This is a genomic window from Flavobacterium sp., assembly GCF_047602195.1.
Lineage (GTDB): Bacteria > Bacteroidota > Bacteroidia > Flavobacteriales > Flavobacteriaceae > Flavobacterium.
On sequence record NZ_JASGHW010000004.1, the window covers coordinates 2,554,888 to 2,566,769 of the forward strand.

General features: G+C 47.2%; 11 protein-coding genes and 1 pseudogene. 8 read left to right on the forward strand and 4 right to left on the reverse strand.

Features of this window, described 5'->3' with window-relative positions:
* Window positions 1-57: 57 nt before the first annotated feature.
* From QM717_RS17465 to QM717_RS17475, 3 genes are all read right to left on the reverse strand, one after another.
* Complete coding sequence (locus QM717_RS17465; protein ID WP_415039428.1) at window positions 58-1,725, reverse strand: S8 family peptidase; 1,668 nt, start codon at window positions 1,723-1,725, stop codon at window positions 58-60.
* 242 nt (window positions 1,726-1,967) lie between these two features.
* On the reverse strand, window positions 1,968-2,429 hold the full coding sequence (locus tag QM717_RS17470; protein WP_415039430.1) for a hypothetical protein: 462 nt from the start codon (window positions 2,427-2,429) through the stop codon (window positions 1,968-1,970).
* A gap of 3 nt (window positions 2,430-2,432) precedes the next feature.
* A complete protein-coding gene (locus tag QM717_RS17475; RefSeq protein ID WP_415039431.1) occupies window positions 2,433-3,383 on the reverse strand; it encodes a PhoH family protein in 951 nt (316 codons plus the stop codon).
* A gap of 104 nt (window positions 3,384-3,487) precedes the next feature.
* On the opposite strand from QM717_RS17475, the gene QM717_RS17480 reads away from it, so the two are divergent.
* From QM717_RS17480 to QM717_RS17515, 8 genes and pseudogenes are all read left to right on the forward strand, one after another.
* A complete protein-coding gene (locus QM717_RS17480) occupies window positions 3,488-4,345 on the forward strand; it encodes an SAM hydrolase/SAM-dependent halogenase family protein (protein WP_415039433.1) in 858 nt (285 codons plus the stop codon).
* A 3-nt stretch (window positions 4,346-4,348) separates the two neighbouring features.
* Window positions 4,349-4,645, forward strand: coding sequence for a putative quinol monooxygenase (locus QM717_RS17485; protein WP_415039435.1), 297 nt, complete (start codon window positions 4,349-4,351; stop codon window positions 4,643-4,645).
* A gap of 60 nt (window positions 4,646-4,705) precedes the next feature.
* Complete coding sequence (gene gldF / locus QM717_RS17490) at window positions 4,706-5,431, forward strand: gliding motility-associated ABC transporter permease subunit GldF (RefSeq protein ID WP_415039437.1); 726 nt, start codon at window positions 4,706-4,708, stop codon at window positions 5,429-5,431.
* A complete protein-coding gene (gldG, locus tag QM717_RS17495; protein WP_415039439.1) occupies window positions 5,431-7,227 on the forward strand; it encodes a gliding motility-associated ABC transporter substrate-binding protein GldG in 1,797 nt (598 codons plus the stop codon). The genes gldF and gldG overlap by 1 nt, the downstream gene beginning before the upstream one ends.
* A 104-nt stretch (window positions 7,228-7,331) precedes the next feature.
* Window positions 7,332-8,451: pseudogene (gene dnaN / locus QM717_RS17500) on the forward strand (DNA polymerase III subunit beta).
* Between the two features lie 170 nt (window positions 8,452-8,621).
* Complete coding sequence (locus QM717_RS17505) at window positions 8,622-8,972, forward strand: hypothetical protein (protein WP_415039441.1); 351 nt, start codon at window positions 8,622-8,624, stop codon at window positions 8,970-8,972.
* 158 nt (window positions 8,973-9,130) lie between these two features.
* Window positions 9,131-9,829: a Lipl32 family lipoprotein gene (locus tag QM717_RS17510; RefSeq protein WP_415039443.1), complete on the forward strand. Its 699-nt coding sequence runs from the start codon at window positions 9,131-9,133 to the stop codon at window positions 9,827-9,829.
* A 231-nt stretch (window positions 9,830-10,060) separates the two neighbouring features.
* Window positions 10,061-10,471 carry a hypothetical protein gene (locus QM717_RS17515; protein WP_415039444.1) on the forward strand — a complete coding sequence of 137 codons (411 nt, stop codon included), beginning with the start codon at window positions 10,061-10,063 and terminating at the stop codon, window positions 10,469-10,471.
* 40 nt (window positions 10,472-10,511) lie between these two features.
* Here the strand turns inward: QM717_RS17515 and QM717_RS17520 are convergent, their stop codons facing one another.
* Window positions 10,512-11,879 (reverse strand): NAD-dependent succinate-semialdehyde dehydrogenase, encoded by a 1,368-nt coding sequence (locus QM717_RS17520; RefSeq protein WP_415039446.1) that lies wholly within the window; start codon window positions 11,877-11,879, stop codon window positions 10,512-10,514.
* Window positions 11,880-11,882 lie beyond the last annotated feature (3 nt).

Sequence of the window (11,882 nt, forward strand, 5' to 3'; positions counted from 1 at the left end):
AAACAAAAACCGCGAAACCAAATGATTCCGCAGCCTTTCAACTAAAATTAGAACGAATTATTCCTTGAGCACTTTGAATATTTTGGTATAGGCTTGGCTTTGGAGCGTCACGATGTAATTTCCCCTCGGATAGGAAAACGGTACTTCATTGAGTCCGGACTTGATTTCAATATCCTTCGATTCAATCAATTTACCGTCCATCGCGTTGACCATTACGGTATACCTGCCCGGATATTGTCCCTTGCAGGAAACTTGCAATCTGTCCTTTTGGACCGGATTGATCATTTGGAATTCCTGTGCTTGTGTTGCATTGAATTGGGATGCCGATAATGCTTGGGCCGCCATCACCGCCGCATGTGCATTGGCACGTCCATATCCCATATAATTATCAAACCCGACGGTATCTTCGGAAGGATTGCCTACCTGATCCTGTGCCGTATTTTGGATGATCGAACGCACTTCGGCAGGCGTCAGTTGCGGTGCTTCTGCCCAAACCAACGAAGCAATCGAAGCGACCAAAGGTGTGGCCATCGAAGTCCCGCTCCAGTACACCCCTCCCGCGAGATCATTGTTGTGCGCCAATTGGTAGATGTAACTCCCCGGGGCAGCAACGCTGATGTGGCTTCCGTAGTTGCTGCCGCTGGTCGGGCTCCAATCAAAAGGGACCGTGCGGTAGTCGTTGGCCGATGTCGAACCACAGGCGATAATATTGGTGTGCGTAAGCGAATAACCCGCCGGATAGTAAACAGTATTGTTGTTGAAATTCATCATACAGGCCGAAATGATCACATTGTGGTTGCCCGCATATGCCACAAAATCTTCCAGCACTTGCGCCTGTGGATTGAAGCCAATCGAAAAATTGATGATCTTCGCCCCTTTGTCCACCGCATAATACACCGCATTGGCCACCGATTCGTACGTCGCATTCAGATCATAATTGATCGATTTGAGTACCATGATCTTGCTGTTCCAATTGGCACCGGCAAACAGGTTGTTGTTATTGGAAACCGCACCGATGATGCCACAGACATTCATGCCATGCCCACGTTCGTCGGTGGTGTCGTTGTCGTTAAAAAACCAGTCCCATCCCGTCAAATCGTCAACGAGACCATTGCCGTCGTCGTCCAGCCCGTTTGCCGTTTCGCCCGGATTGGTCCATATCCGCGAGGCAAAATCGGGATGTCCCATTCTGGCGCCCCCATCCACCACGGCGATAATCATGTCCGGGTCACCGGTCTGGATGTCCCAGGCCAATTCCATATCCACATCGGCGTCCTCTACCACAGGACCGATTCCGGTTTGGGTCCCGGGATTGTACAATCCCCATTGCCTGATCGCAAAACGCGGATCATTGGGAATGATTGCCGATTCGGTCGAATTTCCACCCGCGCTACCGATGCAATTGGGCGTCGTATATTCAAAAATCCCCAATTGTTTGTACCTTGAAGCCAAGGCAACCGCATCGATAGGATTTTGAAACCCGATTACGAAAGTCCGTGTCTTGTCGGGTTGGCCGATTGGCCTCAAATCAGCAATCCCGATTTCCAGGTTCAGGTTGTCCAGAGATGCAATTCCAAAATTGCGCTTTTTGGGGTCAACATCTGCCTGTTCATACCCGGCTTCTGTTAATTTCACAATAAGGTCGCGCTCGGTATATCGCACAGTTTCCTGCGAAAAAATAGGGCTGGCCAAAGCCAAAAACAAAAAAGTAATGATTTTTCTCATATCGCTATAATTTACAGTTGCTGAATAAAAAGGGGCATCGAAATCTCGATGGATGTCTGGGGCTGCAAATGGCAATCAATGAAATTAAGCAAGGTAGGCTTTCCTGCTCAGTGTGATAAAGTTAAGAATAAATCCATTCGGACCGCAGAATACCGGCCAAACTTTGTTCGGATTAATGCGATGGAGCGTTCCGAAAAATGCGAATCAAAAAAAGCGTCACTGTTTCCAATGGCGCTTTATGGTTAAGGATTTGTTGGCGGATAGAGCTGCTGGAGCAAATCGACGCCTTTGGGTTCAATGCCCGATAAGGTTTCCAAATCCTGCTGTTCTTGTTCGTTATAGAAAACAATCGTGGCCTGTTGGCCCGAAAGGTCAATCCGGATGATTTTTTGCCTTGGGATTTTGTACGAATTCCCCGTTTCATTCTTAAAATAACGGTAGACGCCAAAGCCCAAAGCCACCATGACAATCGGAAAAGTAATCGAACCGTTCTTGAAAAACCGCATCACGGCAAAACCGATCAGCAGCAGAACAATGAAAAAGAAAAAGTCAAACCGGAAGCGTTTTAGCCGATTCTGACTGGCCGTTTTGGGCGATTTTTCTTTGAGGTCTTGGATTTCGGACCAGTTGCCCGAATTGGTAAGGAATAAATCATCACCCTTGATATTGACATATCCGTTGGCATATTTGAAATATTCCTTCATTTTTTAGTCCTGGTTTTCGATCTGTTTGTAGGCATCGATGACTTTCTTGACGAGTCGGTGGCGTACAATGTCTTTGTCGTCCAAATAAATGATGCCGATTCCGTCGATGTCCTTCAATACGAGCAGCGCTTCTTTCAATCCCGAAATCGTCCTGCGTGGCAAATCGACCTGCCCCGGATCGCCCGTAATCATGAATTTGGCATTCCGGCCCATACGTGTCAGGAACATTTTCATCTGCGAATGCGTCGTGTTCTGTGCCTCGTCCAAAATCACAAAGGCATTGTCGAGCGTACGGCCGCGCATAAAAGCCAATGGTGCAATCTGGATGATGCCTTTCAAGATATAATCTTCGAGAGATTGCGGTGGAATCATGTCGCGCAACGCATCATACAAGGGTTGCATGTACGGATCGAGTTTTTCCTTCATATCGCCTGGAAGAAATCCGAGGTTCTCGCCTGCTTCGACGGCCGGACGTGTCAAGATGATTCTTTTGACCTGTTTTTCCTTCAAAGCTTTGACCGCCATCGCCACACCGGTGTACGTTTTCCCGGTTCCGGCCGGACCAACAGCAAATACCATGTCGTTCTTCTCCATCTTGTCCACCAACAATTGCTGGTTTTGCGTCATCGCCTTGATGATTTTCCCGCCTACGCCGTGCACGAGGATCTTATCGTGATCGGGCATGCGCTGTTCATCCTGCGCGTTGCTTGAGATGACACGCTCGATCACATTATCGTCGATGCGCTGGTAACGCGTGAAATGTTGCATCAATCGGTTGAAGCGAACCTCGAATTCATCGAGTACTTCTTTTTCCCCGAATGCCTTGATGGTCGTACCGCGGGCAACAATTTTGAGTTTGGGATAGTATTTCTTAATCGTTTCAAGATGAGCATCCTGGGCGCCCCAAAAATCCTTAGGCGCGATATCTTCCAGTTCAATAATTCTCTCGTTCAAAAGCCTTCGATTTTAATTAGAAAATTTAGCCATTTAATTAGTAGCTTTGCATCCAAATGTAATGATTTTTCAAGACGAAGGTCTTTTTATTTATAAACAATTTTATGTCAATAATTACGCTTACGACCGACTACGGATTAAAGGACCATTTCGTTGGCGCGTTGAAAGGAAAAATCTTATCGGAATACCGCGAAGCCGTAATTATAGACGTCTCACACGACATCGACCCGTTCAATACCGCCGAGGCGAGTTACATCATCGGGGCATCCTACAACAGTTTCCCCAAAGGCAGCGTGCACTTGATCGGCGTCGATGCCGAATTGAATGCCGAAAACCAGCACATTGCCGTGCAATGGAACGACCATTATTTCCTCTGCGCCGACAATGGCATCCTGGGCATGCTGATGCAAAAAATCGTCCCGCAGAAAATGGTCGCGATCAACATCCATGACCGTTTGCACGAAGACGCGACCGACCTCGACGTTTTTGTCAAAGTCGCCTGCCACTTGGCCAAAGGCGGGTTGCTCAATGTCATCGGCAAGGAAATCACTTCAATCAAACAAGCCACCGAACTGCAACCGGTCATCGCCTCAAACAAAGCCTCGATCAAAGGCTATGTGGTGTATATCGATCATTTCGGCAACGTGGTCACGAATATTTCCAAAAAAATGTTCCTCGACATCGCCAAAGGCCGACCATATGAAATCGTGATGAACCCGAAAGCCAACCAGGTCGACCGCTCGAGTATCAAGACGATTTGGCCGCGTTATTCCGATGCGGCGATCTCGGACAAATATCCGATCAAATATTACGAAGGCACGAAACTCGCGATTTTCAATGAGGCGGGCTTTCTCGAAATCGCCATTTTCCGCAGCAACCCGAGCCACGGCAACGCCTCGACGCTTCTGGGATTGAATTACCGCGACCCGATCACCATCAATTTCACCACCGAAACCAACTAGACCATGTTCGTACGAATAGTAAAAATGAGCTTCCACGAAGAACACATTGCGGCTTTCCTCGAAAATTTCGAATTGATGAAGCTCAAAATACGAAACAGCCCCGGAAACCGTTTTCTGGAATTGTACCAGGACAAGAACGACAAATGCATTTTCTTTACCTACAGTTATTGGGAAACCGAGCAGGATTTGGAGAATTACCGCCAGTCGGAATTGTTCTACGACGTCTGGCAATTCACCAAAAAACTGTTCAACGACAAACCCGAAGCCTGGAGCGTCGATAAATTAGTAAGTTTGCAGTAGCCAGCCTACCAGGACGATTAAACACATCAACGATTAAACGATTAAACGATTAAACAAACAATGAAAGCAATACTTTTAAGGGAAATCAAGTCCTTTTTCGGGTCGCCGATTGGCTACCTTGTGGTTGCGATTTTCTTGCTGCTCAACGGATTGTTCCTTTGGGTTTTTGAAGGCGATTACAACATCCTCAACAGCGGTTTTGCCGATCTTGGTCCTTTTTTCACCATCGCTCCTTGGATCTTGATCTTCCTGATTCCGGCGGTCACCATGCGCAGTTTCTCCGATGAAAAGAAGCAAGGAACACTTGAATTATTGTTAACTAAACCACTGGGAATGTGGGAGATTGTAGGCGGTAAATTTTTTGGGTCGGTGCTGCTGATTGTCATTGCCATCCTCCCGACTTTCGTTTATGTCTATGTGATTGCTGGACTCGGTATGCCCGAAGGCAATATCGATATGGGCAGCACTATGGGATCGTATTTCGGCTTACTTTTTTTGATTGCAGCTTATACCGCAATCGGCGTTTTCACTTCGGCCCTTTCCGACAATCAAATCGTAGCTTTCATCCTTGCTGTATTTGGCTGCTTTTTCTTTTATTTCGCCTTCGAAGGTTTGGCGGGTTTGGTTCCTAAAATACAAAATCTTATTTCTTACTTGGGTATGGACAGCCATTTCAAAAGCATGGGCCGTGGCGTACTCGACACACGCGACATTTTGTACTTCGTCAGTCTTACCGTTTTGTTTCTTTCATTTACCGTTTTTAAACTCAAATCAATCAAGGCGTAATGAAAAGAAAATCAGACATTAAGAACTTATTAATTACAATTATAGTTTTAATTGTAATCAACATTGCTGGCAGCGCTATTTTCAAGCGTTTTGATTTGACGCACGACAAACGTTATACGCTTTCCGGCACCTCTTTGGGCATCATCAAGAAAGCCGGCGAACCCTTGATTGTCGATGTGTATCTCGACGGACAATTCCCCGGGGAATTCAAGAAACTGCAAACCGAAACCCAGCAATTGCTCGAGGAATTCAAGGCTTACAATTCGAGTATCGTTTTCAATTTCATCAATCCGCTGGACGACTCCGAAGGCAGCGAAACGGCCAAACGTGATTTGATCTATAAATTGTACCGACTGAACAACCCCGTCCCGTCGCCCAAAATCGAAGCCGAAATCAAGGCCAGCATCAACAAGGTCACCAACCTCGATGAGGCGATCGTCAACTCTTTTCAAGGAAACGGCATGACACCGGCCAGTGTGACCGTTGAGGACAAAGGCAAACAGTCCGAGGAAGTCATTTTTCCATGGGCGATTGCTACTTACGGTGCGCGCAGTGTCAAAATCCCGTTGCTCAAGAATTTCATGGGTGCGTCCACGGCAGAGAAAGTCAACGGTTCGGTACAGCATCTCGAATATGCTTTCGCCAATGCGTTCAACACGGTCATCAATGCCAAGGAAAAGAAAATCGCCGTGATCAAAGGCAATGGCGAAATGCCCGACCAATTGATGGCCGATTTCATCAAGAATGTCCGCGAGAATTATTACATCGGTACCTTTACGCTCGATTCGGTGGCCAAAAAGCCGAATGAAAGCCTCGAATACCTCAAGAAATACGACCTGGCCGTCATCGCCAAGCCGACCGAGAAATTCACCGACGAGGAAAAAGAAGTGCTCGACCAGTTCATCCTCAATGGCGGCAAGACGATTTGGCTCATCGACCAGGTCAACATGGAAATGGACAGCCTGTACAACGATGCCGGTGCTACCCTGGCCTATCCGAATGATTTGAACCTGAATGACCTGTTCTTCAAATACGGTGTACGCATCAACCCGAATCTCGTCAAGGATTTGATGGCCACGCCAATTGCACTGGCCACGGGAGAAAAAGGCAGCGCGGCGCAATACACCCAATATCCGTGGTTTTATTCGCCCTTGGTTTATCCGACATCCAAACACCCGATCGTGAGCAATCTCGACGGCATCAAGTTCGAATTCGCGAGCGGCATCGATGTGCTCAAGAACGACATCCGCAAAACGGTATTGCTGCAATCTTCGCCTTATTCGAAATTGATCGGTGCGCCGGTGCAGGTCAACCTCGACATGGTGACCGAACGCCCGGAACAATCTGAATTCACCGGTAAGGGCAATATCCCGGTGGCGGTTTTGCTCGAAGGCAAATTCCACTCGGTCTATGAAAACCGCGTCCTGCCGTTTGCCGACAAGTCGTACATTCCACAAGCCCGGAAAGAAAACAAAATGATCGTGATTTCGGATGGCGATGTCATCAAGAATGACCTCGACAAGAATTTCCAACCGATGGAACTCGGCTATGACAAATGGACCAATAAACTCTACGGCAACAAGGAATTCCTGATGAATTGCGTCAATTACCTGCTCGATGACAGCGGACTTATTAACATTCGCAACAAGCAAGTCAACCTACCGATTCTCGACAAGGAAAAAGTCTATGCGAATTACACGGTCTCGCAGTTCATAACTGTCGGACTTCCAATAGTGATTCTGGCGATTTTCGGATTGGTGTTCGTGCTGCTCCGCAAGCGCAAATACGCCCGATAATGTTAATAAAATTCTTTTTGATATTAGACTGATTCAAATATATTTGTAAAATGTAACTTGCCTAAAAATAGGGCGGTTTCGACCAAAAAATTAAATACAGACCAATGAAATTCATCGTATCGAGTTCGTACTTATTAAAACAACTTCAGGTTTTGGGAAGCGTGATCAACAGCAGCAACACCTTGCCTATCCTCGACAATTTCCTTTTTGAATTGGACAACAAAACGCTGACGGTTTCGGCTTCCGATTTGGAAACCACCATGTCGGCCACTTTGGAAATCGATTCGACCAGCAAAGGAAGCGTCGCCGTTCCTGCAAAACTCTTGCTCGAGATCCTGAAAACGTTCCCGGAACAACCGCTGACCTTTACGGTCGAGGAAAACAGTACGATCGAAATCAGTTCGAATTCGGGTAAATATGCGTTGGCCTATGCGCCGGGCGAAGAATTCCCGAAAGCAGTGAACCTCGACGATCCGTCTACCACTTTGGTCCCGGCCGATGTGTTGGCTACCGCGGTCAGCAAAACGATTTTCGCTGCCGGAAACGACGATTTGCGTCCGGTGATGTCTGGGGTATTTTTCCAGTTTTCGCCCGAAGGTTTGACTTTCGTTGCGACCGACGCGCACAAACTCGTGAAATATGCACGCACCGACGTCAAGGCTTCACAGGTTGCCGATTTCATCATGCCGAAGAAGCCGTTGACCATCCTCAAAAATATCCTCGGGGCTTCGGATGCCGAAGTCAAAATCGAATACAACGATTCGAACGCGACGTTCTCTTTTGACAATTACGTCTTGATGTGCCGCCTCATCGATGGAAAATATCCGAATTACGAAGCGGTCATCCCGAAAGAAAATCCGAACAAATTGATGATCGACCGTACACAGTTCCTGAGCTCGGTCCGTCGTGTGGCGATTTTCTTCGAACAAGACCACGCACCAGATCCGTCTCAAGATTGCGGGCGCCGAACTCAACATTTCTGCCGAAGACATCGATTACTCGAACAAGGCCGAGGAGCGTTTGACCTGTGATTACCAGGGCGACGACATGCAAATCGGGTTCAACTCGCGTTTCCTGACCGAGATGCTGACCAACCTGCAATCGGACATGATCATGCTCGAAATGTCACTGCCGAACCGCGCCGGAATCCTGACCCCGGTCGACGGACTCGAAGATGGAGAAACCGTCACGATGCTCGTGATGCCGGTCATGCTCAACAATTAAGCACCTAAACCAACCTAAATAATTACCGCTAAGCCGTGGCCTCTATTTGGAGCTGCGGTTTTTTTATTGGATTGACTTGCAGATAATAAACGCAAACCTGCACTTATCACTTTCGCAATCGCCCGCCTCGCATTCTGTTTACTTTCGTCAATGATAAAGTTTAACTAAAAATGGAAAGTGTATTGCAAGAAAATTACAATCAAAACATCGGAAAGAAACAAACTGCAGCAATCCTGCTGTATGCCGTTTCGATCCTGATCATTTTAAGCTGGGCTTATTTGTGTGCACCCGAGGAGTTCCTGCAAATGGGCTCCAAAGGCATCCCGAAAAACCGGCTCGAGGAATTGCCGAAATCTATTCGCTTTTTTTACACTGGTTTCCCCAATGTCAGCACATTGTTGTGTTATGTCATGCTGGCCTTCTCGGGATTCCTGACGTTGAAACACAAAAACAAGGCGATGCTTTTGATCAACATCAGCTCTTTTGGGCTGTTGATCTGGCTGCTGTTTTTGCTTTACTAACGGACCGAAAAAATAACGATGATTTCATCATTTAATTTATTAATATTTTTAAATTTGGTTCGCTGAGTTTATAAATAACCGTAAATTCAATAACTAACCCAAATGGAGTAACCGAAAATCCTTAAGAGTAGGAAAATTAACAAAAACTAACTTTAATTATGAAAAAAAATGTACTTGCAGGTTTAGTATGCCTCGCGGTTGGAATGACGGCTTCTGCCCAAAAATTAGACAAATTCGGCGCTGACCTCGGAAAGAAAAGCGTCATGGGAAAAGAAATCCGTGTTCCTTACACTGATATCCAAAGCTATTTCGGATACATCAAGCCCGGTGCTGCTCCTGACGAAGTAGTCGGTGGTAAGAAAATGTACTACGTATACGTTTGGATCCCGGTTGCCGCTCCAGAAATCGGCGTTCGTATGATTTCACCGGCACCAGACGGAATGAAACCAACCGACAAAGATTACGTAACGGCTGACTACACCGCCAATGCTACCGAGAACAAAAAATTCTTCGATACTTGGGTACAGCTCGAACGTGCCGAAGGCATCCTCAAACTCGAGGACGTTGCGGCCAAGGCCAAAACAGCCAAATGGACCAAAATCGATTCAAACGACGATTCATCAGAAATGCCGGCTCAGCCATCAGGCAGCAAATACAACTCTTTGATGCGCATCACTTCTGAGACGTCAAACCCTACCAAGTCACTCGTGATGGGCTTGTACAGAATCGCATTCACCACTTACAAGAGAGGTGAAGTAGAAGGAAGTTTCCTCGCACAAATCGCCGCACCGGTGAAATTGCCAGGAGTAGCGATCTCTGCAGACCCCACAACTTTGGCCGCAGGCGTTAAAAAATAACAAAACAATCTGACTAATTGGAAAAGCCGTTTCGAAAGGGACGGCTTTTTTTTAACCGCAAAGGTCAAAGTCTTTACGCAAAGACCGTAAGATTTAAACGTTTCCAATCAAGCTTTGCGGACTTTGGGCGTTGCCTTCGGCCCGGGCTGTCCGTCCCAACGCATCGGGACACGGCACCTTGCTCCCATCCTAACGCGAAACAACCATCGTTTAATAAAATACCCGGAAACCATGTTGGACACTGTCTATGTAGAATTGATCATAACCGCCTGTCAAATGGAGGCAGACAATATTTGGATGCAAGGCAAGCTAGAAATCCGGCTCAACAATGAAAGACCCTATGCCGACAGCGACGTCATTGATGAAAAACAGTTTTTAAAAAGCTTGGATCAAGAAGGTGAGTTTACCATTTTCTCGTGTTGTTGCGGCGTTCCCGAATGCAGTGGTTGGAAACAGGGCATCCAGGTTTCACATTCCGACGGGAATATCAAATGGACCAACCCCAACAATGGGGAAAGCTGGCAATTCAGCAAACAGAAAGTAGAAAATGATTTAAATGATCTTCGCGAAGAACTGAAAAACTACAAACGGTTTTTCGGCCAAAAAGGAATTCGCTATGTTGGCGTTGGATTCAACTGGTAACCAATCAGCAAACATTCAATACCAAAACCGGCTTTCAATCTCATCCGGGAATATAAATCAACTTCTTGTTCATGAATTCCTCAATCCCGAGCGCCGACAGCTCGCGTCCATACCCCGAACGCTTCGTCCCGCCAAACGGCAACTCGGGCCGTGAGGCCACATTCTGGTTGATGAACACCATCCCGGTATCGATTTGGCTGGCCACGCGAATCGCGCGCGTTTTGTCCTTGCTGAACACCGAGCCACCTAAACCAAAACTGGTATCGTTCGCCAATTTGATTGCCGCGGCTTCGTCCTTGACTTTGTAAAAAGAAACCACCGGCCCAAATATTTCTTCACTGTAAGCCGTCATTCCGGGCTTGATGTTCGTCAATACCGTAAATTCCATAAATGCACCTTCCCGTTCGATGCGCTTTCCGCCAACGACAACCTTGGCGCCTTGCTTGACCGTATCGGCGACTTGCCGGGCGACTTTCTGCGCGGCTTCTTCGCTGCTGAGTGGCCCAACCTTGGTTTCGGGATCCATCGGGTCGCCTACTTTCAAATCCTTAATCCTTGCAGTCAATTTCTTTAGGAATTCATCGGCGACTTTGGCCGTCGCAATCATGCGTTTCGATGACGTACAAGCCTGTCCCATATTGCCAAATCGACCGAGTACGGCTTTCTCCACCGCCAAATCCACATCGGCATCATCCAGAATAATAAACGCATCACTGCCACCCAACTCCAATACCGATTTCTTGAGGTTTTTCCCCGCGGCTTCTGCCATGCTCGAACCCGCAGCCTCGCTTCCGGTGAGTGACATTCCGGTAATTCTGGGGTCTTCTGCCAATTTGGCGATGCGTTTTCCGGCCACATACAAATTGGTAAAGATGCCCTCTGGCGCGCCCGCCTGCTTGAACAATTTTTCAATCATCGCGGCACATTGCGGCACATTCGACGCGTGCTTGAGCATCACGACATTGCCACCAACGATATTCGGCGCAGCCAATCGCGCGACCTGGTTGAACGGATAATTCCAGGGTTCTATGGCGAGAATAATCCCCGTCGGTGTATAACGCACAAAGGCTTTTCCGTCTTTGATCGGAATGGGTTGGTCTTTGAGAAATGCTGCTGCATTTTTCGCGTAATATTCATAAACCGAGGCGCACATTTCAATTTCGGCTTCGCTTTGTGCAATGAGTTTCCCCATTTCAAGCGTGATCAACCGCGCCAATTCGGTTTTGTTTTGGCGCATCAGGTCGGCTACCTTTTGGAGCAGCGCCGCCCGTGTTTTAATATCGGTATTTTTCCAGGATTGATAGGCTTTGTGTGCCTTGGCTATTTTCTTTTCGAGTGTTTCGTCTGAAATCTCATCGAAGGTTTTAACGACTGTATTATTGTAGGGATTCGTGGTTTGTATCGGCATAAA

Excerpts from the sequence above, each read along its gene's own strand:
- gldF (WP_415039437.1), top strand. The coding sequence starts at position 4,706 with ATGAAAGCAATACTTTTAAGGGAAATCAAGTCCTTTTTCGGGTCGCCG.
- QM717_RS17510 (WP_415039443.1), top strand. The coding sequence starts at position 9,131 with ATGAAAAAAAATGTACTTGCAGGTTTAGTATGCCTCGCGGTTGGAATG.
- QM717_RS17485 (WP_415039435.1), top strand. The coding sequence starts at position 4,349 with ATGTTCGTACGAATAGTAAAAATGAGCTTCCACGAAGAACACATTGCG.
- QM717_RS17520 (WP_415039446.1), bottom strand. The coding sequence starts at position 11,879 with ATGCCGATACAAACCACGAATCCCTACAATAATACAGTCGTTAAAACC.
- QM717_RS17505 (WP_415039441.1), top strand. The coding sequence starts at position 8,622 with ATGGAAAGTGTATTGCAAGAAAATTACAATCAAAACATCGGAAAGAAA.
- QM717_RS17465 (WP_415039428.1), bottom strand. The coding sequence starts at position 1,725 with ATGAGAAAAATCATTACTTTTTTGTTTTTGGCTTTGGCCAGCCCTATT.
- QM717_RS17515 (WP_415039444.1), top strand. The coding sequence starts at position 10,061 with ATGTTGGACACTGTCTATGTAGAATTGATCATAACCGCCTGTCAAATG.
- gldG (WP_415039439.1), top strand. The coding sequence starts at position 5,431 with ATGAAAAGAAAATCAGACATTAAGAACTTATTAATTACAATTATAGTT.
- QM717_RS17470 (WP_415039430.1), bottom strand. The coding sequence starts at position 2,429 with ATGAAGGAATATTTCAAATATGCCAACGGATATGTCAATATCAAGGGT.
- QM717_RS17480 (WP_415039433.1), top strand. The coding sequence starts at position 3,488 with ATGTCAATAATTACGCTTACGACCGACTACGGATTAAAGGACCATTTC.